Raw genomic sequence first — 20,803 nt, 5'->3', positions numbered from 1 at the left:
GGCCGGCTCAGTTGCGGCGGAGGGCCACCACGGCGACGTCGTCGTGGATCTCCGACGGAGCCAGCTCGACCAGGAGCCGTTCGCAGAACCGGTCCAGGTCGTCGTCGACCCGGGTGGCGGCCACGGCCAGGGCGGCCAGCCCGTCGTCGATGGTGTTGTCCCGCCGCTCGATCAGTCCGTCGGTGTAGAACACCAGCGTCGCCCCGGCCGGCAGCACGAACTCCAGGTCGGGCGGCCGGGGGGCGCGGACCCCGAGCAGCGGGGCCGAGTGCTGCACGAACTCCACCTTGCCGTCGAGGCTGAGCGCCGGCGGCAGGTGCCCGGCGCTGGCCAGCCGCACCCGGCCGCTGGGCGGGTGCAGCAGCAGCACGCAGATCGTGGCCAGCTCGTTGGGGAGCAGGGTGCGCATGAGTTCGTTGACCCGGTGCAGGATCTCGCCCGGCTGGTGCCCCTCCACCGCGTACGCCCGCACCGCGTGCCGCAGCTCGGCCATCACCGTCGCGGCGTGCAGCGAGTGCCCGGCCACGTCGCCGATCGCCAGCAGCAGGTGACCGTCGAGCATCACCAGCTCGTAGAAGTCGCCCCCCACCTCGGTCTGCGCGCTCGCCGGCTCGTAGCGCACGGCCAGGTCGAGCCCGTTGACCTGCGGTATCCGGCGCGGCAGCAGGCTGCGCTGGAGGGTGACCGCGATGCGGTGCTCCTCGTCGAAGGAGCGCTGCGCCTCCACGGCCGCCGCCACGGCCTGGGCGAGCTGCCGCAGCACGGGAGTGTGGGCGGTCTGCGTGGCGGTGGGCACGACGACGTAGAGCGGCGCCCGGTCCTCGCGCAGCCGGGTGGCGGCCACCGTGACCGTGTCGTCCGCCGGCCAGTCGACCAGCCCCCAGGCGGCCGGATCGTCCACCCGGACCGTCGTCCCGGTCGGCACCCCGGTGTCGTCGACGACCCACGGGACGATCGTGGCCGTGCCGTCGGGGCCGTCCGCGGTCCCGGCGAGACAGTCGCCGTCGAACGTCTCGGCGATCACGGCGGCCGGGCTCCTGAAGATCTGCGCGGCCCCGGCCGCCGCCGCCTCCAGCAGCCGCGCGAAGTTCGGCGCGGAGTGCACCGCCACGGTGGTGTCGGCCAGCCCGAGCAGCCGTTCGGCGAGCAGCTCCGCGCGCTGCCGGGCCCGGTAGTAGCGCAGCACCGCGTGGGAGGTCGCGACCAGCTCCTCCGGCTCGATCGGCTCCGCCAGGTACGCGTCCGCGCCCCGGGTGAGCCCCTGCGCCCGGTCCACCACGTCCACCGCGTGCGCGGACACGTGGATCACCGGCATCGCCGGGTGCGCCGCCTTGATCCGCTCGCAGACCTCGAAGCCGTTCAGGTCCGGCAGCCGCACGTCGAGCACCACGAGGTCGATCGGGTCCACCCCGACCCGGGCCAGCGCCTCGGCGCCGTTCTCGGCCTCCAGCACCGCGAAGCCCGCCCGGGAGAGCCAGCTCACCAGGAGGTAGCGCTTGGTGGGGCTGTCGTCGACCACCAGGACCGTCGCCGGGCCGCCCTCCACGTCACGCTCCTCCCACGGGCAGGGTGACGGTGAACGTGCTGCCCCGGCCCGGCTCGCTGGACACCACGAGGCTGCCGCCGAGCAGGGTCACCAGCCGTCGGGCGTACGGCAGGCCGAGGCCCGTGCCGCCGACCCGGGTCGCGCCGGGCACCTGGTAGAACTCCTCGAAGATCCGCTCGTGCAGCTCCGGGGGGATGCCCGCGCCGGTGTCGGAGACGATGAGCGACCAGCGCTCGTCCCGCCGCTCCGCCCGCAGCCGGACCTCCCCGCGCTCGGTGAACTTGAGCCCGTTGTGCAGCAGGTTGCGCAGGACCTGGGCGAGCAGCACCTCGTCCGTACGCAGCGTCGCCGGAACGGGCGGCTCCTCCACCACCAGCTCCACGTCGGGCCGGGTGGCCAGGGCCCGTAGCGTGCCGCGCAACTGGCCGAAGACCGGCCGCAGGTCGACCTCGGTCCAGTCGGGCTCGATCCGGCCCGACTCGGCCTTGGCCAGGTCGAGCAGCTCGTTGACGAGCGTGAGGAGGTCGCCAGCCGAGGAACGGATCAGCCCGACCTGGCGGGCCTGCTCGGCCGTGAGCGGGTCGGAGGCGGAGTCGCCGAGCAGCCGGCCCAGGCCCATGATCGCGGTGACCGGCGCCCGCAGCTCGTGGCTGACGTTCGCCAGGAAGCGGCTCTTCGACTCGCTGGCCGCGCGCAGCTGGGCGGACTTCTCGTCGAGCTCGGCGTAGAGGGCCACCACGCCGCGGTTGGTCTCCTCCAGCTCCTCGGTGAGCTGGTTGTAGAGCGCCATCACCCCGCGGTTGGTCTCCTCCAGTTCCTCGTTCAGGACGGCCAGCTCGTCGCGCTGGCTGCGTACCTCGTCGAGGGCGGCGATCAGTTGGGCGTTCTGGGCGGTCAGCTCGTCCAGGGCGCTGCCCGGGGCGTTCCGGTCGAGCTCGGAGCGCAGCTCGGCGAGACGCTCGGGGGTCAGCACCTCTGCGGTGACCGGGACACGTCGGGACATCCTCACGACCGTAACCCCCTCCCCGGTCACCACGCCCAACTTGTCCACCAACCGCGCCACCGCGCCGGACTGCGGCTCGTACCGCCCGCCGGGCAGCGGGCGCACCGGGACGAGGTCCACCCGCAGGTGACGCCTGCCGTCGACGGCGTCGTCGACGAGGACGAATGCCACCTCCGCCCCGCCGACCGAGTGCAGCAGGTCCCGGGCGACCTCGCTGAGCGCCGTGGCGATGCGTACCTGGTCCTGGTGCTCCAGGCCCACCACGGCGGCGACCTCACGGCCCCGCTGCCGGACGACGAAGATGTCGTGTTCGACCCGCAGCGCCATCGTCAGCAGCGGCGCCCCGGTGGGTCCGGTCACGACCATGCCCGGACGGCCAGGACGCAGGCGTCGTCGCGGCGCGTGCCGGCGTCACGCAGCACCGTCGCGGCCACCACCAGGGGCGACCGGTCGGCGAGACCGGGATAGTCGGCGAACTGCCAGCGGTCGACCACCCCGTCACTGTGCATGACCAGCAGGGCGTCGGCCTCGAAGGGGTAGTCGTACTGCCGGACCGAGGGGCGCTGGTGCCCGGCGATGCCGGGCAGCGAGACCAGACCCCGCCGCTTGCCGTCGGCGCCGATCACGGCGGCGGAGATGTTGCCCAGCCCCGAGTAGCGCAGCACCCCGGCCGACGGGTCCGGCTCGGCCACGGCCAGCGCCGCGCCCCGGGTGTGCGACATCGAGCGGTGCAGGTGGGCGACGACCGCCGACGGCGCCCCCACCGGCGCCTTGCGGAACGCGTCGAGCGCCGCGTCGGTGGCGGCGGAGGCGAGCGGCCCGTGTCCCAGGCCGTCGCAGACCAGCACCTGGCGCCGGCCCTCGACGATCCGCCACGCGTACCCGTCGCCACTGACCGACTCCCCGGCCAGCGGCCGGCTGAGCGCGCCGACCCAGGGCCGCTCGTGCCCGCCGTCGGGCTTCGGCCAGACCTGTACGGCGAGGACCGTGCCGCGCTCCGGCCGGGAGTAGCCGTCGAACCAGCTGGCCTGTCGGACGATCGCGCCGAGGCCGATGCCGAGGGTCCCGACGGTGGAGTGCCCGTCCTGCGAGGAGGCGGTGAGGTCGGCCATTCCCGGCCCGGTGTCGAGGGCGACCAGCTCCACGCCGGCCTCCCCGTCGCGCCGGACCGGCCGCAGCAGCAGGACACCGTCGTCGGCGTGCTTGACCAGGTTGCTGGTCAGCTCGGCGGCGACGATGGACAGGTCGGCGATCCGGGCGTCGCCCAGGGCGAGCTGGGCGCCGAGCCGCTCGGCGGCCCGACGCGCCGTGCTGGCCGCGCTGCCGTTCTCGACCCGGTACCAGACTCCACGGTCGGGGACCGCGTCGTCGTTCATCGGGACCATTTGGTGACCGTGATCCGGGTTCCCTCACCCGGGGCGGTCTGGATGTCGAACTCGTCGACCAGCCGGCGTGCGCCGCTGAGCCCGAGGCCGAGCCCGCCGCCGGTGGTGTAGCCGTCGGTCAGCGCCAGGTCGAGGTCGGCGATGCCCGGGCCGGAGTCGGCGAAGACGATCCGCACGCCCCGCCGCCGGCCGTTGTCCACCGTGGCCACCTCGACCGAGCCGCCGCCGCCGTACACCAGGGTGTTGCGGGCCAACTCGCTCGCCGCGGTGACGACCTTGGTCTGGTCGACCAGCGAGAGCTTGACCGCCACCGACACCGTACGCACCAACTGCCGGACGCGTACCACGTCCTCGTCGCTGCGGATCGCCTGCGCCTGCGGCTGGCCCAGGTCGACTCCGGCGGTCATGACAACGCCGTCGTCTCGGCGTCCGGTTCGTCGTCGAACGCGAGCTCGTGCTCGTCGGCGTGGGCCGCCGCGATCAGCTCCATGCCCCGCTCGACGTTGAGCGCCGTCCGGATGCCGTTGAGCGACAGGCCCAGCTCGACCAGGGTGATGGCCACGGCGGGACGCATCCCGACCACGACCGTCTCCGCGTCGAGCACCTTGGAGATCGACGCGATGGTCGACAGCATCCGCCCGACGAAGGAGTCGACGATGTCCAGGGCGGTGATGTCGATGATCACGCCGTGGCAGCCGGTGGCGACGATCCGCTCCGCGAGGTCCTCCTGGAGCTGGACGGCCGTCTGGTCGGACATGTCGACCTGGATGGAGACCAGCAGGATGTCGCCGATCTTGAGGATCGGCACCCGTTCCATCAGGCCTCCCGGCGCTGGCGGCGGCCGGTCTCGACCCCGGTGAGCCGGAGCACGTGCCGCAGCGCGTCGGCGAGGCTGGCCTTGGTGGCGATGTCACCGAACTCGATGCCCAGGGCCACGATGGTCTGCGCGATCTGCGGCCGGATGCCGGAGATGATGCAGTCGGCGCCCATCAGCCGGGCGGCCACCACGGTCTTGAGGATGTGCTGGGCGACCTGGGTGTCCACCGCAGGCACGCCGGTGATGTCGATGATCGCGTAGGGCGAGCCGGTGTCGACCAGGGTCTGGAGCAGCCGCTCCATCACCACCTGGGCCCGGGCCGAGTCGAGGGTGCCGACCAGCGGCACGGCGACCACGCCCTCCCAGAGCTTCACCACCGGGGTGGACAGCTCCAGCAGCTGCTCCGCCTGGTCGGCGATGAGGCTCTCGCGGGTGCGCACGAAGCTCTCGAAGGTGAACAGGCCCATCTGGTCGATCAGGCCGGAGAAGGCGACGTAGTCGCGGAGCGTGTCGGCGCCGCCCTCGGCCTCCATCAGCTCCAGCAGCACCTCCTTGAGCGAGAACACGCTGACCGCGGTCTCGGAGGCGGAGAAGCCCTGCCGGGCGCGCCCCCGGGACAGCTCGGAGAGCACGGCGCGCAGCTCGGTGGCCTGCTCGGAGTCGAGGTCGACAGCCCCCTGCTCACTGGCAGTGATCATGCTAGAGTGCAGCTCCTGCATCTGCCGGCGCAGTTCGCCCTGACTGAGTCGCCCGCGCAGTGACCCCGCGGCGATCTCCGTCCAGCGCTGCATGATCCGCTCGGCGTGACCGGTCAGCAGACCGGCCAGCCGGCCGCTTTCCTCGGCGCTCAACGCCATGGTGAACCCCCTTCGACCTCGACGGCGGACTCTATCACCGGGGGTCGCAGCGCTACTTGTCGCAGGGCAAACGAATGAGGACGGCCACCGGATACCGCCTCCCGTTCTGCGTACCACCCCGATCGTGGGATACCGTTTCCCCGATAACAGGAGGTCTGGCGAATGTCCTTGACGGTGCACACGGAACAGCGCGGCGACGTGGTCGTCGTATCGGTCGCGGGCGAGCTGGACATGGCGACCGCACCGCAGCTTCAGGACCAGATCACCGACCTGCTCGACAAGGGCCGCAGCCGGCTCGTCTTCGACCTGGCGAACGTCTCGTTCTGCGACTCCACGGGGCTGTCGGTGTTCGTCCGGGCCAAGAACAGCTGCGACGAGGCCGGCGGCGTGGTGCGACTGGCCGCCCCGCAGCGCGGCGTGCTGCGCATCCTCGAGGTGAGCGGGCTCGTCGAGGTGCTGCACACCTACCCGACGGTCGACCAGGCCGTGGCCGGCGACCCCACGCCGGCCACCTCCTGACGGCCCCTCCTCACGCCTCGTCCTCGATGTGCCGGGGACGGGCGATCACCATGCCCGCGCCGGTCTGCACGGCGAGTGCCGCCAGCAGGAACCCGATCGGGACGGTCCACCCGCCGGTCGTCCCGTAGAGGATGCCCACCAGCAGTGGCCCCAGCGCGGCGATGAGGTAGCCGACGCTCTGGCTGAACGCGGAGAGCGCCACCGTCCCCTCGGTGGTCCGGGCCCGCAGCCCGATGGTGGCCAGGATCATCGGGAAGGCGCTCTGCCCGATCGCGAGCAGCACCACCCAGAGCAGCGCCCCGTCGTGCGGCGCGACGGCCATCCCGACGTAGGCGAGGGCCATCGCGGCGGAGAGCGTCAGCACCAGCGGGTGCAGGGTGCGCAGCCGCCCGGCCAGGGTCGGCATCAGCAGGGCGATCGGCACGCCCAGCGCCGTCACCCCGGCGAGCAGCAGGCCGGCGTCCTGCGGCCGGTAGCCGGCGTCGCGGAAGAGCTGGGCCAGCCAACCCATGATCGCGTAGGCGCCCAGCGACTGCGTCCCGAAGTAGACCGCCATCGCCCAGCCGAGCCGGGTCCGCCCCGGCCGGATCCGGCGGGGACGGGGCGCCACCGCCGCCGGGGTCGCCGCCCGTCGGGCCGCACGCGCCCGCAGCGCCAGCGGCACCCACGGGAGTACGGCCACCAGGGCCAGCCCGGCCCACACGGCGAGCCCGGCCCGCCAGGTGCCGAAGAGGTGCGCCACCGGCACCGCCGCCGCGGCGGCCACCGTCGCGCCCACCGTCAACGTCATCGAGTACGCCCCGGTGACCAGTCCGATGCGGTGCGGGAAGTACTGCTTGACCAGCAGCGGGAGCAGGACGTTCGCCACCGCGATCCCGGCCAGCGCGAGGGCGCTGCCGGCGATGAAGACCAGCGCGGAGTCCGTGCCGACCCGGACGAGCTGCCCGGCGGCGAGGATCAGCATCGCCACCACCAGCACCCGGGCCGGGGAGTTCCGGCGGACCAGCCGGGGGGTGAGTGACCCGAAGACGGCGAAGGCCACCGCGGGCAGGGTGGTCACGACCCCGGCCAGCGCCCCGGAGAGGGCCAGGCCGCCGCGTACCTCGTCGAGCAGGGCGCCGAGGCTGGTGATCGCGGCCCGCAGGTTGAGCGCCACGAGCAGCATGCCGACGAGCACGAGCAGGCCACCGGCGACCGGTCCGGCCGGCTTGGGGGTGGGACCGGCGGCAGGAGCCGTCGCATCCGCCGGCGCGGGCACGTCGTCCGGCCCGGCGATCGTCTCCCGCACGGAACGCGGTGAGGTTCCGGCGTCGACGGCTGCGGTGGTTGGCGGGGTCATGCGTCCGAACCTACAATCATGGGATGAATTCCGGGCAGGTGTTGTAACCAGTGCCACCGTCGGTTGATTCCGCCGCCGCGCCGCCCAGGGGCCACCGGGTGCGGCAGACCATCGCCCAGCTCAGGGAGCGGATCCTCGGCGGCGAGTGGCCGGTCGGCGGGCGGATCCCCACCGAGCCGCAGCTGGTCGCGGCGCTCGGCGTGGGCCGCAACACGGTCCGCGAGGCGGTGCGGGCGCTGGTGCACGCCGGGGTGCTGGAGTGCCGGCAGGGCTCCGGGACGTACGTGGTGTCGACCGACGAGCTGGCCCCGGTGGTGGCCCGCCGACTCACCGCCGACCGGATGGCCGAGGTGGTCGAGGTGCGCCGCGCCTTCGAGGTGGAGGCCGCCCGGCTCGCCGCGTTGAGGCGTACGGCCGAGGACCTGGCGGTCCTGGACGGCGCGCTCGCCGCCCGCGAGGCGGCCTGGCGCGACGGCCGGTTCGACGAGTTCGTGGCGGCCGACGCGGCGCTGCACACCGCCGTGGTCGCGGCGGCGCACAACGGCATGCTCGCCGAGCTGTACGCCTCGGTCGGGGCCGCGCTGCACAGCACGATCGCCCAGTCGATGGGCGGCGCGCTGGAGCCGGAACGCTACGTCGACCACTCCCGGCTGGTCGAGGCGATCCGGGCCGGCGACCCGGGCCGCGCGGCGATCGAGGCCGGCGCTTTTCTGGAGCCCTCGCCCGGGGCATAGGTTGTGCCGGACGGAAGACCGGACACCTCGGGAGTACGGATGCTCAAGGGCTTCAAAGACTTCATCATGCGCGGCAACGTCGTCGACCTGGCGGTCGGTGTCGTCATCGGCGCCGCGTTCACGGGCGTGGTCACCCAGCTCACCAAGTCGTTCCTGGAACCGCTGATCCGGGTCTTCGTGCTGCTCATCACGGGCAGCGACAAGGGCCTGGCCGGCACTGCCCCGATGTTCCGCGGCATCGCCTTCGACTGGATCGCGTTCGTGAACGCGCTGATCACGTTCCTGCTCACCGCGGGGGCGCTCTACTTCCTGGTCGTCTACCCGATGAACAAGCTGGCCGAGCGGCGCAAGCGGGGCGAGGAGCCGCCGCCGAAGGCGCCGAGCGAGGAGGTCCGGCTGCTCACCGAGATCCGTGACGCCCTGGTCGCCGCCGGCCACACCACCCCCGGGCAGCGGCGCGGCGCGCTCGACGACGTGCTCGGCCGCCGGGAGGAACCGCCCACCGGGCGCTGAACCCGACGCACGCACATCGGCCCCTGCGGGAATCCCGCAGGGGCCACACATTTTCGTACGCCTGTTCGATAGAGTCCCGCCATGGAGCAGCGGAAGCACTGGTGGAACGGGAAATGGGGCCGGCTGGCCCGGCGCGACGTCTTCCTCCGGGTGGACGCGGACCGGTGGCACGTCGAGCAGCGCGCCGGCGGCTCCGAGGGCGTCTCCCGGTTCTACGAGTACGGCACCGCCGAGGAGGCCGAGGAGACGGTCCGGGCGCTGCTCCAGGGCACCGACACGTGGCGCGAACTCTCCCCCCGCCCTCCAACGTCCTGGTGAGGGACCCCGCCCGAGATCTTGGACGGTTGGCGTTCGGCCCGAGCGACAACTGTCCAAGATCTCGACGATGGTTTAGCCGGAGCGGGGGCCGGGAACCGCCCCGGGATGGAGCAGCAGGGCACCGAGCGGCAGGCGACAGTTTCCCGGGTCACCACGGGCATGCGGGTGATCGACGTCGACGGCACCGAGTTCGGCACCGTCGACCTGGTCCAGCGGGGTGATCCCAACGCGGTGACAGTGCAGGCGCCGACCGCCGACCCGGGCAGCAGCCTGGACGAGCTGATCGAGTCGACGGCCGTCGAGGAGCCGGACGTGCCGGCCGACCTGGCGGCCCGGCTGCTGCACAGCGGCTACCTGAAGGTCTCCACCGACCTGGTCCGCACCGGCGCGGTCTACGTGCTCGCCGAGCAGATCGCCGCCGTCACCGACGACCAGGTACGCCTCGACGTCCCGGCCCGCGACCTGCCGCCCGAGGAGTGAGCGACGCACCGCCGCAGCGTGCCCGCCCGAACGCACCGCCGGGGCGCGCCCGTCCAGCGCGGCACAGCGTCAGCACCGGACACATCCGCCGCACGCTGTCGAGCTGATGTCGTAGACGATTCAAACTCACGCGCTGCCGGCCCGAAGCGGGCTGCCGGACCTGCGGGTGCCGAACGACAGGTTCCGAAACGCCGGATTCCGGTCGCCGAGCCACGTGCCGATCGGCCAGCCAACAGTGGCGAGGCCGTGATGTCGTAAACGACTCAGTTCGACAGCGCGTGGAGGGTCAGGTGCCGCCGGCCCGGCCGCCACTCGGCGACGAGGCGACCGCGACGGAATCCGGTCCTGTCGAAGCCGGCCCAGCCGCACCCGGTTCGGCCGCAGCCAGCCCGCCGGAGCGGTGGCGGAAGAGCAGGAGCATCACCCCGCCCGCGACCAGGCCCCAGAACGCGCCGCCCACGCCGAGCAGGGTCACCCCGGAGGCGGTGACCACGAAGGTGACCACGGCGGCCTCCCGGTCCGCCGGTTCCGCCAGCGCCGAGGTGAGCGCGGTGGCCAGCGCGCCGAGCAGCGCCAGCCCGGCGACCGCCTCGATCAGCACCGGCGGGGCGAGCGCGACCAGCGCGGTGGCCGCACCGGCGCCCAGCCCCAGCAGGGCCAGCCCGGTCCCGGCGGTGACCGAGGCGATCCAGCGGCGGTCCGGGTCGGGGTGGGCGTCCGGGCCGGCGGCCAGGGCGGCGGTGATCGCGGCGAGGTTGACCGCGTGTCCGCCGGCGGGCGCGGCGAGCACGGTGGTCAGTCCCGTGGCGCGCAGCGCGGCGCCGAAGGGCGGCCGGTAGCCGTAGCCGACCAGCACCGCCATCCCCGGTACGTTCTGCGCGGCCATGGTGACCAGGAAGAGCGGCAACGCCAGGCCCACCATCGCGGAGAGGGTCCAGGCCGGGGCGGTCAGCTCGACCGCGGGCAGCAGCCGCGTGCCACCGAGCCCGGAGACCGGGGTGGTCAGCGCGATCGCCGCCACCGCGACGACCAGCGCGCCCGGCACCGCCCACCGGCGGGCGAACCGGTGCAGCAGCAGCCAGGCCAGCACCACGGGGACGGCCAGCCGGGGCACCTCGACCAGCGCGCGGACGGGGGCGGTGCAGAGCGGCAGCAGGACCCCGGCGAGCATCGCGCCCGCGATCGGCCGGGGGATCGCCGCGACGGCCCGCCCGAGGGCGGGGAACAGCCCGGCGGCCACGATCAGCGCGCCCGAGACGAGGAACGCCCCGACGGCGACGGGCCAACCGCCGGGCACCGTGCCGGTGGCGACCAGCAGCGCCGCGCCCGGGGTGGACCACGCGACGCTCATCGGGATCCGGTGCCGCAGGCCCAGCCAGACGGCGGAGATCCCGGCGGCCACGCACACCGCCAGCAGCCCGGAGGCGGCCTGTGCGTCCGAGGCGCCGACGGCCCGCAGGCCGGCCAGCACCACCGTGAACGAGCTGGCGAACCCGACCAGCGCGGTCACCACACCCGCCAGCACCGGTTGCGACCGTCCCGCCATCCCCGCCTCCCCCGACCGTTCCGTTTATGGAACAGGAACCTGTAGCACCATAGCGGGGTGCCGCAGACGTCACCAGTCCACCGATCGGCCCCCGATCCGGGCGCCGATCCGGGCGCCGAGGCCGTCGGTCGCCGGGTACGCGCCCTGCGCGAGGAGCGCGGGATGTCGCTGTCCGCCCTCGCCCGGCTCGCCGGGGTGGGCAAGGCGACCCTCTCCGGCCTGGAGAACGGCACCCGCAATCCGACCCTGGAGACGCTCTACGCGATCACCGCGCAGCTCGGCGTGCCGCTGACGGCCGTGCTCTCCGGCCCGGCGGCCGGGCCGGTCGTCCGCGGCGCCGCGGTCAGCGCCATCCTGCTGGAGGTCTTCGAGGACAGCGACGCCACCTACGAGCTGTACCGGATGCTGGTCGCGCCCGGTCCGGAGCAGCTCTCCCCCGCCCACCAGAGGGGGGTCACCGAGCACGTCACCGTCTTCTCGGGCGTGCTGCGCGCCGGCCCGGTCGACGCGCCGCTGACCGCCGCCGCCGGCGGGCACCTGCGCTGGACGTCGGACGTGCCGCACGTGTACGCCGCCGTCGGCGACGAGGAGGTCGCCGCCAGCCTCCTGCTGCGCTACCCCCGCCCCTGAGCACCCGCCGGCCGGACCGCGCGCGTGGCCCGCACCGGCCCCGTCGGGCGTCGGCTCAGCCGTCGACGGGGGTCGGCACCGGCAGCCGCCGCTGCACCGCCCAGATCGCCGCCTCCGTACGCGACGCCGACCCGGTCTTGCGCAGCAGGTTGGACACGTGCACGGTGACCGTCCGCACCGAGATGCCGAGGGCCCGCGCCGCCTGCTTGTTGGACATCCCGGCGACCAGGCAGCCCAGCACCTCGATCTCCCGCCCGGTCAGCTCGGCGTCCACCGGACCCACCGGCCGCTGCGACGCCGTCCTCGGCGGGCGCGGGGCGGGTGGCGGGCGGAGCAGCGCCTCGGGCCCCCGGCCGGCGTGGGCGGCGAGCAGTTCGGTCAGCGCGTACGGGTTGCCGCCGGTGCGCTGCCAGACGGCGCGCACCAGCCGGCCGGACGGGCGCGGGTCCGCGTACACCTGGGTCAGCACCTCGGCGACCTCGGCCGGGAGCAGCGGTCCGAGGTGTTGGCGGACGGCGCCCCGGACGCCGCAGAGCCGGGCCAGGGCGCGGACCGCGAGGTCCGGCGCGACGGCGTCCTCGGCGGGCCGGCTCGCCACCACCAGCAGCGCCGGCAGGTCGGCGGCGGTCGCCAGCTCGCCGACCAGGTTCAGGCTGGCCGGGTCGAGGGCGTGCAGGTCCTCCACCACCAGTACGGCCGGGCCGGCGCCGACGAGCAGCCGGACGACCCGCACCGCGAGGCGGAGCAGGGTGCCCGGCGCGTAGCGCTCGCGCGGCGCGGTCGGCTGCTGGGCGAGCCAGGCCAGCGCGTCCGCCGGCAGGTCGAGCCGGCTCGTGTCCCGGCCCGTGAGAACGGCGGCCAGCCAGTCGTACGGGGCGGGGCTGTGCACGCGGGCGGCGCCGGAGAGCACCACCGCCGGTCGGGGGGCGAACGCGTCGAGGGCGGCCGCGACCAGCAGGGACTTGCCCACCCCGGCGGCTCCGGTGATCACCGCGACGGTCGGCGCGGACCGTCGGCCGGCGACCACGTTGGACCACGCCCGGTCGAGCTCGACCAGCTCGCCGGTGCGTCCGACCATCGACACCGGCATCATTCCCCAACCCTACGCAGTAGTGCGTAGAGACGGCGGGAGGGTGTTCTTGGCAAGCTTGACCCCATGACGCTGATCCTCCGCTCGGCCATCCTCAACGACATCGGCCTGGTTCGCACCAACAACGAGGACTCCGCCCTCGCCGGTGACCGCCTCGTCGCGGTCGCGGACGGCATGGGCGGCCTGCCCGCGGGCGAGGTGGCGAGCGAGATCGTCATCCGCATCCTGGACGAGCTGAGCCCGCCGACCGCCCCCGACGAGGCGGCCGCGGCGCTGCGCGCCGTGGTGAGCACCGCCAACCGGCGCATCCACGCCGCCATCACCGTCGACCCGGCGCGCGACGGCATGGGTACGACGCTGACCGCCGCCCTGCTCGCCGGGGACGCGCTGGTGCTGGCCCAGGTGGGTGACTCCCGCTGCTACCTGCTGCGCAACGGGGAGCTGACCCAGCTCACCCGGGACGACACCTTCGTCCAGGCGCTGGTGGACCAGGGGGCGCTCTCGCCGGAGCAGGCACGGCACCACCCGCAGCGGTCCCTGGTGACCCGGGCGGTGCAGGGCTCGGACACTCCCCCGGCGGTCGGGGTGCTCACGGTGGTCGCCGGCGACCGGCTGCTGCTGTGCAGCGACGGGCTCTCCGACTACGTCGAGGACGGGACGATCGCCGCGACGCTGATCACGTACGGCGACCGTCACCACTGCGGCGAGCAGCTCGTCAAGCTCGCCCACCAGGCCGGCGCGCCGGACAACGTGACAGTCGTGGTCTCGGACGTCGTCGCCGGCTGAGCGCGTCCCGGCTCCTGTCGCGGGCAGCCGCCGCCAGCTAGGTAGTTGTGCCATCTAGGTAGTGCGGCTACGTTCCTCGGGTGGATTCCGACCGGCGCGGGCAGTGGCTGCGCGGGGTGCTCGACCTCTGCGTCCTGGCCCTGCTGCGCGAGGGCGAGTCCTACGGCTACCAGCTCGCCCAGGCGCTGGAGGCCGCCGGCATCGGGCCGATCCAGGGCGGCACGCTCTATCCGGTGCTGCTGCGCCTGCAACGCACCGGCCTGGTCACCGCCGAGTGGCGGGAGGGCGCGTCCGGTCCGGCCCGCAAGTACTACCGGATCACCGACAGCGGGCGGGCGACCCTGCGCCAGGGCGGCAGCGCCTGGCTCGCGTTCGTCGCCCCGGTGACCGGCCTCGTCACGAAGGGGGTCGACGGATGAACGCCGACGAGTGGCTGCGGGTGTTCGCGGCCGAGTTGGACCGGCGCCGGGTCCGGGCAGACGCCGCCCGGCACGTGGTCGCCGAGGCCGCCACGCACCTGCGCGACAGCGGGGGCGACCCGTGGGCCGTCTTCGGCCGGCCGCAGGACTACGCCGCCGCGATCGTCGAGACCATCGGCACCTCGCCCGCCGCGCGTCCCGGACCGGTCCGGCTGCACGCCCGGGGGATCACCAAGCGGTACGGGCGACGCACCGTCCTGCGTGACGCGTCCCTGACCGTCCGGGCCGGACAGATCGCCGCCGTGATCGGGGCGAACGGCTGCGGCAAGAGCACCTTCCTGCGCGTCTGCGCCGGGCTGGTCTCCCCCGACGCCGGGGACGTGACCGTCTCCGGCCGGGTCGGCTACTGCCCCCAGCAGGGCGGCACCGCCGACTTCCTGCTGCCCGACGAGCACTTCGTGCTGGTCGGCGCCGGCCGGGGCGTGGCCCGGGGACCGGCCCGCCGCGCCGGTCGGACGGCGGCCCGCCACCTCGGCTGGGAGGCCGACGGCGACGTCCTCGCCCGCAACCTCTCCGGCGGCACCCGGCAGAAGCTGAACCTGACCATGTCCACCCTCAGCGAGCCGGACGTGCTGCTGCTCGACGAGCCCTACCAGGGCTTCGACCAGGGCACGTACGTCAACTTCTGGGACCAGCTCGCCCGGCTGCGCGACGAGGGCCGGGCGATCGTCGTGGTGACCCACCTGCTCAACCAGCTCGACCGGGTCGACCTGGTGCTCGACCTGACCCCGGCCACCCAGGGAGGGCGTGCGTGAACCGCCTCGTCACCGTCGCCGAGATGACCCTGCGGGAGCTGCTGCGCCGTCGGGGCGTGCTCCTGCTGCTGCTGTTGATGCCGCTGGCGTTCTGGCTGATCCGGCGGGACTCACACGTCGGGCAGTCCGTACGCTCGCTGCTGCTCGGCATCAGCTGGGCCGTCAGCACCGCCGCCCTCTTCGCCACCGGCGCGGCCCGCGAGCTGGAGCCCCGGCTGCGGCTGGCCGGCTACCGCCCGCACGACCTCTACCTCGGCCGGCTGCTCGGCCTGTGGGCGGCCGGGCTCATCCTGTCCGTGCCGTTCTTCGTGCTCACCGTCGTGGACGCGCCCGAGCTGCGGCACGGCGGGGTGGCGGTGGCGATGCTCTGCTGCGTGGGGGTGGCCGCGCCGTTCGGGATGCTGATCGGCGCGCTGCTCCCCCGCGAGCTGGAGGGGACGCTGCTGCTGCTCACCGTGGTGGCGGTGCAGATGCTGATCGACCCGGCCGGCACCGGCGCGAAGCTGACCCCGTTCTGGTCCAGCCGGGAGATCGCCACGTGGGCGGTGGACCACACCGACTCCGGCTACCTGGCGCGGGGTTCGCTGCACGGGCTGGCCGTCACCGCGCTGCTGATCGGCGCCGTGGCAGCCGTGTTCAGCGTCCGGCTGCGCCGCCGCCGGCACCTTCGACACCTGCCGATCGGCTGACCGGGCGTCGCTGGGTCACCGGCGATTGCGGTTGCGGCGACCGCCGGGCCGGGATGGGATGGGCGGATGACCGTCCGCCGGGTGAACGCCGAAGAAAGACTGTCCACCAGCTTCGCGCTCGGCGCGTACGCCTTCGAGGCGTCGCCGCGCAGCCCGGCCCGGGCGGAGGAGTTCCGCGGCTACCTGCCCTACAACAAGGGCAACCGGACGCTGGTCGTCGAGGAGGGCGGCACCACGCTGGCCGCCGCCTCGGCCATCCCGATGCGGCAGAACCTGCGCGGCGAGGTGCTGCCGATGGCCGGCGTCGCCGGGGTGGCGAGCCATCCGCTGGCCCGCCGGCAGGGGCACGTACGCACGCTGATGCACCAACTCCTCGACGAGATGCGCGACGAGGGGCACCAGCTGAGCGCGCTCTACCCGTTCCGGCCGTCGTTCTACGCCCGGTTCGGCTACGTGGGGCTGCCGAAGCCGCGTACGGTCACGTTCTCGCCGGCCGACCTGGGCGAGCTGCTCGGCGCCGACCTGCCCGGCGAGGTGGGCTGGGAGCGGATCGGCGAGGGCTACCGGGACTGGCGCGCGTTCACCGAGCGGTGCCTGAACGAGCGGCACGGCTTCGCGATCTTCCCCGGCTACCGGGACGTGGGGTTGCGCGACCGCGACGAACACTGGCTGCTGACGGCCCGCACGGGCGGTACGGTCACCGGCGCGGTGCTCTACCGCATCGACGACCACGGCGGCACGCTCGCCGCCGGCGACCTGCTCGCCGCCGATCCGCTCGCCCGGGCACTCATGTTGCAGTTCTTCGGCCGGCACGTCGACCAGGTGGAACGGGTGACCGTGCAGGTGCCCGTCGACGAGGTGCCGGAGCTGTGGCTGACCGACCTGGCCGTGCACGTCGAGGCGCGGGTGGCCCGACCGGGTTACGCCGCGCCCATGGCCCGGCTGCTGTCGATCGACGCGCTGGCCGGGCTGCCCGTCGGGGCGGGCCGGGTGCGGGTGGAGCTGACCGGCGACCGGTGGCTGGCCGGGTCGTACCTGCTGGACGGCACCACCGGCGCGCTGGAGCTGGTCACCGGCGCCGCCGCCACCGCCGGCTCGCCGCCGACCGCCACGCTGACGGCCGCCGGCCTCTCCGCCCTGGCGTACGGGGTCCTGGACCCGGTCGAGGTGGGCCTGCGGGGGCTGGGCGACGTGTCGACGGACGCGGCGGCGGAACTGCGCCGCCTCTTCCCCCGCCAGAACCCGTACGTCTTCGCCGACTTCTGACTCCCTGCCCGCCTCCCGCGGGCGTGGGTCAGTAGGGGTTGCCGTGGCCGGCGGGGCGACCGCGCAGCAGGGCGGTGGGGCGGCCCGGGAGGTGGCGCGCCGCCGACATCGGCGGGCTGGCGGTGTGCGCCCGGTCGGCCATGCCGGCGAAGAGTTCCTTCAGCGCGCTGAGCGCGTCGTGGCGCGGATGCCAGCCCAGCTCCGACTCGGCGCGCTCGCTCGACATCAGCGGCGCGTGCAGCGCCAGCTCCACCCAGCCGGCGTCGATCGGTTGCAGCCGCGCCCGCCAGGTCAGGGCGGCGGCGACGCGCAGCACCGGGGCGGCGACGGGCACCGTCCAGCCGTGGAAGTGCCGGGCCACCAGCTCCGGGGTCAGCACCGGGTCCGCGGCGACGTTGAACGCGCCGCGCGCGTCACCCAGGACCGCCCGGGCGTACGCGTCGGCGACGTCGTCGGTGTGCACCGCCTGCATCCGCAGCCGTGGGTTCGTCGGCACCAGCGGGATCCGGCCGAAGCGCAGCAGCCGGACGGGCGCGAACGGGCCGAGGAAGTAGCGGGTGATCTCGGTGGCCGCCGCCCGCTGGAAGTTCAGGCCGGGCCGCAGCCGCACCACCCGCAGCCCCGGGTGCTCCCGCTCGGCCCGGTCGAGCAGCGCCTCCACCTCTGCCTTGTCCCGGCTGTACGACGAGCCGGGCACCCCGGTCGCCGGCCAGCGCTCGGAGACCGGGTGGTCCTTCGGGCCGGACGCGTAGACGCCGACCGACGACGCGTACACCAGGGCCGGCACGCCGGCGCGGACCACGGCGTCGATCACGGCCGCGCTGCCGCCCACGTTGGTCCGGTGCAGCACCCGCTGGTCGTGGCTGGGCTGGATCTGCCAGGCCAGGTGCACCACCGCGTCGGCGCCGGCGAAGACCTCGGCGAGCTGGTCGGCCGCGCCGGGCAGGCCGACGTCGCAGGAGTGCCACTCCACCTGGTCGTACGGCTCGCCGCAGTCCGGCCCGGGCAGCCGGCGGGCCACCCCGGCGAGTTCCACTCCGCGTTCCCGCCGCAGCCGGCGCAACAGGGCGGTGCCCGCGTTACCGGTCGCCCCCACCACCACGATCCGCATGCCCGTCCCGTACCCGGTCAGCCCCGGCTCAATCGCCGATCACGCCCACCGTCGGGAGTAGGGCGAGCGGCGCGCCCGTCAGGGGCGGGGCGAGCGGCACACCCGTCAGGGGCCGTCAGGGGCGGGGCGAGCGGCGGACCCAGTTCTTCTGCCCGCCCCGGCGGCGGCCCTGCGAGGCGGCGAGGCAGCGCGGGCAGATCCGGCCGACGGGGTCCGCCTCGGTGAGCACGTCCGTCGACGTGTACTCGAACCGCACGTGCGGGAAGCGGCGCAGCCGGGTCCGGCTGAGCGGGAGCCCGCAGACGGTCTGGTTCTGGCCCGGCAACCAGGCGTGCACCTCGCCGGCCGGCCCCCGTACGCCGTCTGGGTCCGTCTCCTCGCTGGAGGCCGCCACGGCCGGGGTGCTGCTCATCCTCATACGGGCACGGTTCCCCCACGCCGACCCGCCCATGCCTGCCGCGTCGGTGCGGGCGGCGACACGGCCGGCCCGGCCCGACCGGCGGTCAGCCGCGCCGGGCCAGCGGCCTTCAGCCGGTCGTTCAGCGGCACGTTGAGGCCGTGGTCACCCCGACGGTGACCAGGTAGCAGGCCAGCGCGGCGACGGTCCAGACGAGGACCGGGCCGCCCGTGTCGTCCCACCAGTCAACCGGGCGCTGCCCCTTCGGCCCATGGCCGAGCCGCTCGCCCCCGTGAGCACCCGTCCACCGGGCTGTCACCCGAGACGGGGAGTTCAACCGCTGCCGGTGCCCGGCCGGACGGGCGCGGATTCGTCGACGCGACCTTGTGAACATCCGCGCGATGCCACACCATGCCGATGTTGATCGATATCGGCGAGAGGGCGGAGACGTGACCAGAGTGAGCGCGTGGGGTCGACTGCGGGCGATCGGAGTAGCGGCAGGAGTCCTGCTCGGGATCGCGGTCGTTCCGGCGCAGCCGGCGTCCGCGCAGACCGGGGCGATGATCCAGCCGGTGGGTGGGCGGGTCACGGGTGTGCTCGCGAACAGGTGTGGTGCCACCGACAGCGATCACTACGGGGTGGACATCGCGGGCAACAGCGGGATGGCGATCGGTGCGGCGTATCCGGGCACGGTGGCCTTCGCGGGTTGGACCTCGGGTGGGGGCAACATGGTGACGCTGTCGCACGCCGGTGGTTACCAGACCCGGTACCTGCACATGGTGGGGGCGGCGTCGGTCGCCGTGGGGCAGCAGGTCGGGCAGGGGCAGGTGCTCGGGCACGTCGGCAGCACGGGCAACTCCACGGGCCCGCACCTGCACTTCGAGATCCGCCGCCACGGCGCGGTGTACGACATCCGCCCGGCGTACGTCTGCGGCGGCACGGTCACCAAGGGCGCCCCGATCAACCTCCCGTTCGCCGACCTGACGCCGGTCAACGCCGTTCCCGACCGGGTCCTGGTGGTGCGCACCGACGGGACGCTCGCGGCCAAGGAGTCGCTGAACGGGACCGTGCACGAACTCAAGACCAACGTCACCAGGGTCTCCGCCGACCGCGACCGCGTCGCCGTGATCAGCACGAACGGGGCCGCCGAGGTGAAGGTCGGCGGCCTCACCGCCGGCTGGGTGACGCTGTTCCACAACGCCAGGGACGTCGTCGTCGACGGTGACCGCTACGTCGTGCTCGGCACCGACGGCAGGGCCTGGGCCAAGGACGGCCTCTACAGCGCCAACTGGGCCCACATCTCGAGCAACACGACCGTGATCGACGCGGCCGACGGTCGGATCGGGGTCATCGAGAACGGCGTCGCGAAGGTCAAGGAGGGGCCGATCAACGCGCCCTGGCACACCGTCGCGGCCAGCGCGACCGACCTGTCCCTCGACGGGGCCCGGATCGGCGTCGTCGAGGGCGGCACGGCCAAGGTCAAGGAAGGGCCGCTCAACGCGGCCTGGGTGAACCAGGCCGCGGGCCGGCAGGTCGTCGTCGAGGGCTACCGGATCGCGGTACGGGACGACAGCGGCAACGCCTACGTGAAGGCCGGCCCGCTCAACGGGAGCTGGGAGCACGTTGCCACCGGCGCCACGGATCTCGACGTCGCCGGCAACCGGATCGCCGTGGTGTCCGGCGGCTGGGCCCGGGTGAAGGAACCGAACCTGAACTCGTACTGGGTGGACGTCGTCGTCAACGCCCGGCAGGTGGCCCTCGCCAACCAGTGACGCCCCACCCGAGGGAGAGCGCGCAGGTGGTCAGGAGGCGGGACGGGGGCGGGCCCAAGCGGTGAAGCGGTCGGCCAGGTCGACGCGGGAACCGCCGCCGTCCAGCTCGGCGAGCTGGGCGGCGGCCTCGACCTGGAGGGTGGCGAGGTGGACCAGCAGGGCGGTCCGGTCGGTCCGGTACTCGCCGAGCAGGCGCAGCTTCGCCGCCGAGCAGGGCCAGGCGATCCCGCAGGCCGCGCAACGCCAGGTCGGGCGGGACGGTACGTGGTCGCGTCGCCGGGTCACCGCGACGGCACCCCGACGGCGGTCGCCCGGTCCAGCCGGACGGAGGCGTACCGCTCGCGCGGTCGAAGCGTGCCGTCCGGGTTCAGCTCCCGGCCGCGCAGCTCGACCCACTCCGCGCCCTGGAACGGACCCCGGTCGAGGACCTCGGTGACGTACATCGTGAGGGCCCCGACCCCGAACCGGTAGGAGTCCTCCGGGACGCGGATCACCTCGCCCGGCGCGATCGCGCGCTCCCCGCGCGGCCTGTCGACCGTCACGTCTTCCTCCCGCCCGTCGGCCGGCCGTCACGTGGAAGGGGACCGCCCACGGACGCCCGCCCGGGGCGGCCCCCGCGAGGACCGCCCCCGGCCAACGCTCCACGAGCGGCCCTCGCTGGTGACACTCTGCTGTGGAGACGACTACGCTCGGAAGGCTCCGCGCGCGTCCGGGCCGGGCTGGCCGAGCCCGCGCCCGACGGGTGGCGCCGCGGGTAGTCGATCTTCAAAT

25 protein-coding genes are annotated in these 20,803 nt (G+C 74.2%); 12 read left to right on the top strand and 13 right to left on the bottom strand.

Annotation, left to right across the window (positions count from 1 at the left end; all coding sequences use genetic code 11):
• Window positions 1-7: 7 nt before the first annotated feature.
• The 6 genes from F6X68_RS01905 to F6X68_RS01880 are packed head-to-tail and all read right to left on the bottom strand — an operon-like array spanning window position 8 to window position 5,608.
• Window positions 8-1,546, bottom strand: a complete 1,539-nt coding sequence (locus tag F6X68_RS01905) for a SpoIIE family protein phosphatase (protein WP_151452598.1) — start codon at window positions 1,544-1,546, stop codon at window positions 8-10.
• Window position 1,547: 1 nt separating this feature from the next.
• Window positions 1,548-2,915, bottom strand: a complete 1,368-nt coding sequence (locus tag F6X68_RS01900; RefSeq protein WP_151452597.1) for a sensor histidine kinase — start codon at window positions 2,913-2,915, stop codon at window positions 1,548-1,550.
• Complete coding sequence (locus tag F6X68_RS01895) at window positions 2,906-3,934, bottom strand: SpoIIE family protein phosphatase (protein WP_225851913.1); 1,029 nt, start codon at window positions 3,932-3,934, stop codon at window positions 2,906-2,908. The genes F6X68_RS01900 and F6X68_RS01895 overlap by 10 nt, the downstream gene beginning before the upstream one ends.
• Window positions 3,922-4,341, bottom strand: coding sequence for an ATP-binding protein (locus F6X68_RS01890; protein WP_151452596.1), 420 nt, complete (start codon window positions 4,339-4,341; stop codon window positions 3,922-3,924). Before F6X68_RS01890 ends, F6X68_RS01895 begins: the two co-directional genes overlap by 13 nt.
• A complete protein-coding gene (locus tag F6X68_RS01885) occupies window positions 4,338-4,751 on the bottom strand; it encodes an STAS domain-containing protein (protein ID WP_101413704.1) in 414 nt (137 codons plus the stop codon). Before F6X68_RS01885 ends, F6X68_RS01890 begins: the two co-directional genes overlap by 4 nt.
• Window positions 4,751-5,608 carry an STAS domain-containing protein gene (locus tag F6X68_RS01880; RefSeq protein ID WP_151452595.1) on the bottom strand — a complete coding sequence of 286 codons (858 nt, stop codon included), beginning with the start codon at window positions 5,606-5,608 and terminating at the stop codon, window positions 4,751-4,753. The genes F6X68_RS01885 and F6X68_RS01880 overlap by 1 nt, the downstream gene beginning before the upstream one ends.
• A 162-nt stretch (window positions 5,609-5,770) precedes the next feature.
• Here F6X68_RS01880 and F6X68_RS01875 point away from each other — a divergent pair, with 162 nt between their 5' ends.
• Window positions 5,771-6,127, top strand: a complete 357-nt coding sequence (locus tag F6X68_RS01875; protein WP_091624489.1) for an STAS domain-containing protein — start codon at window positions 5,771-5,773, stop codon at window positions 6,125-6,127.
• Between the two features lie 10 nt (window positions 6,128-6,137).
• On the opposite strand, the gene F6X68_RS01870 is transcribed toward F6X68_RS01875, so the two are convergent.
• Window positions 6,138-7,292, bottom strand: coding sequence for an MFS transporter (locus F6X68_RS01870; RefSeq protein ID WP_225851915.1), 1,155 nt, complete (start codon window positions 7,290-7,292; stop codon window positions 6,138-6,140).
• A gap of 224 nt (window positions 7,293-7,516) precedes the next feature.
• Between F6X68_RS01870 and F6X68_RS01865 the strand changes: the two genes are divergently transcribed.
• From F6X68_RS01865 to F6X68_RS01850, 4 genes are all read left to right on the top strand, one after another.
• Entirely contained in the window at window positions 7,517-8,200 is a 684-nt protein-coding gene (locus tag F6X68_RS01865) for a FadR/GntR family transcriptional regulator (protein WP_151452593.1), read from the top strand.
• 39 nt (window positions 8,201-8,239) lie between these two features.
• The gene (gene mscL, locus F6X68_RS01860) at window positions 8,240-8,713 is read left to right on the top strand and encodes a large conductance mechanosensitive channel protein MscL (RefSeq protein WP_151452592.1); all 474 of its coding nucleotides are present in this window, start codon (window positions 8,240-8,242) and stop codon (window positions 8,711-8,713) included.
• An 81-nt stretch (window positions 8,714-8,794) separates the two neighbouring features.
• Complete coding sequence (locus F6X68_RS01855; RefSeq protein WP_151452591.1) at window positions 8,795-9,031, top strand: hypothetical protein; 237 nt, start codon at window positions 8,795-8,797, stop codon at window positions 9,029-9,031.
• A gap of 105 nt (window positions 9,032-9,136) precedes the next feature.
• Window positions 9,137-9,511: a hypothetical protein gene (locus F6X68_RS01850; protein ID WP_132232266.1), complete on the top strand. Its 375-nt coding sequence runs from the start codon at window positions 9,137-9,139 to the stop codon at window positions 9,509-9,511.
• A 286-nt stretch (window positions 9,512-9,797) separates the two neighbouring features.
• Here F6X68_RS01850 and F6X68_RS01845 read toward each other — a convergent pair whose 3' ends face one another.
• Complete coding sequence (locus tag F6X68_RS01845; RefSeq protein ID WP_151452590.1) at window positions 9,798-11,057, bottom strand: benzoate/H(+) symporter BenE family transporter; 1,260 nt, start codon at window positions 11,055-11,057, stop codon at window positions 9,798-9,800.
• A gap of 57 nt (window positions 11,058-11,114) precedes the next feature.
• On the opposite strand from F6X68_RS01845, the gene F6X68_RS01840 reads away from it, so the two are divergent.
• Window positions 11,115-11,687, top strand: a complete 573-nt coding sequence (locus F6X68_RS01840; protein ID WP_225851910.1) for an XRE family transcriptional regulator — start codon at window positions 11,115-11,117, stop codon at window positions 11,685-11,687.
• A 55-nt stretch (window positions 11,688-11,742) separates the two neighbouring features.
• Here F6X68_RS01840 and F6X68_RS01835 read toward each other — a convergent pair whose 3' ends face one another.
• A complete protein-coding gene (locus F6X68_RS01835; RefSeq protein ID WP_151452589.1) occupies window positions 11,743-12,780 on the bottom strand; it encodes a helix-turn-helix transcriptional regulator in 1,038 nt (345 codons plus the stop codon).
• 63 nt (window positions 12,781-12,843) lie between these two features.
• Here F6X68_RS01835 and F6X68_RS01830 point away from each other — a divergent pair, with 63 nt between their 5' ends.
• The 5 genes from F6X68_RS01830 (at window position 12,844) to eis (ending at window position 16,752) form a co-directional block, all read left to right on the top strand.
• The gene (locus tag F6X68_RS01830) at window positions 12,844-13,563 is read left to right on the top strand and encodes a PP2C family serine/threonine-protein phosphatase (RefSeq protein ID WP_151452588.1); all 720 of its coding nucleotides are present in this window, start codon (window positions 12,844-12,846) and stop codon (window positions 13,561-13,563) included.
• A gap of 80 nt (window positions 13,564-13,643) precedes the next feature.
• The gene (locus tag F6X68_RS01825) at window positions 13,644-13,982 is read left to right on the top strand and encodes a PadR family transcriptional regulator (RefSeq protein ID WP_151452587.1); all 339 of its coding nucleotides are present in this window, start codon (window positions 13,644-13,646) and stop codon (window positions 13,980-13,982) included.
• Complete coding sequence (locus tag F6X68_RS01820) at window positions 13,979-14,797, top strand: ATP-binding cassette domain-containing protein (RefSeq protein WP_151452586.1); 819 nt, start codon at window positions 13,979-13,981, stop codon at window positions 14,795-14,797. Before F6X68_RS01825 ends, F6X68_RS01820 begins: the two co-directional genes overlap by 4 nt.
• Window positions 14,794-15,486, top strand: a complete 693-nt coding sequence (locus F6X68_RS01815) for a hypothetical protein (protein WP_151452585.1) — start codon at window positions 14,794-14,796, stop codon at window positions 15,484-15,486. The genes F6X68_RS01820 and F6X68_RS01815 overlap by 4 nt, the downstream gene beginning before the upstream one ends.
• A 66-nt stretch (window positions 15,487-15,552) precedes the next feature.
• Window positions 15,553-16,752: an enhanced intracellular survival protein Eis gene (eis, locus tag F6X68_RS01810; RefSeq protein WP_151452584.1), complete on the top strand. Its 1,200-nt coding sequence runs from the start codon at window positions 15,553-15,555 to the stop codon at window positions 16,750-16,752.
• A gap of 28 nt (window positions 16,753-16,780) precedes the next feature.
• Here eis and F6X68_RS01805 read toward each other — a convergent pair whose 3' ends face one another.
• Window positions 16,781-17,863: an NAD-dependent epimerase/dehydratase family protein gene (locus F6X68_RS01805; protein ID WP_151452583.1), complete on the bottom strand. Its 1,083-nt coding sequence runs from the start codon at window positions 17,861-17,863 to the stop codon at window positions 16,781-16,783.
• 115 nt (window positions 17,864-17,978) lie between these two features.
• On the bottom strand, window positions 17,979-18,275 hold the full coding sequence (locus tag F6X68_RS01800) for a hypothetical protein (protein ID WP_225851907.1): 297 nt from the start codon (window positions 18,273-18,275) through the stop codon (window positions 17,979-17,981).
• Between the two features lie 434 nt (window positions 18,276-18,709).
• Between F6X68_RS01800 and F6X68_RS01795 the strand changes: the two genes are divergently transcribed.
• On the top strand, window positions 18,710-20,032 hold the full coding sequence (locus F6X68_RS01795; RefSeq protein ID WP_192581232.1) for a M23 family metallopeptidase: 1,323 nt from the start codon (window positions 18,710-18,712) through the stop codon (window positions 20,030-20,032).
• Between the two features lie 30 nt (window positions 20,033-20,062).
• On the opposite strand, the gene F6X68_RS01790 is transcribed toward F6X68_RS01795, so the two are convergent.
• Entirely contained in the window at window positions 20,063-20,317 is a 255-nt protein-coding gene (locus F6X68_RS01790; protein ID WP_151452580.1) for a flavin reductase, read from the bottom strand.
• A complete protein-coding gene (locus F6X68_RS01785) occupies window positions 20,314-20,574 on the bottom strand; it encodes a hypothetical protein (RefSeq protein ID WP_151452579.1) in 261 nt (86 codons plus the stop codon). The genes F6X68_RS01790 and F6X68_RS01785 overlap by 4 nt, the downstream gene beginning before the upstream one ends.
• Between the last annotated feature and the right edge of the window lie 229 nt (window positions 20,575-20,803).

The organism is Micromonospora sp. AMSO12t (assembly GCF_008806585.1).
Classification (GTDB): Bacteria; Actinomycetota; Actinomycetes; order Mycobacteriales; family Micromonosporaceae; genus Micromonospora; species Micromonospora reichwaldensis.
Note: the sequence above shows the minus strand (reverse complement) of the source record. Positions and strands in the feature narration are given on the sequence as shown.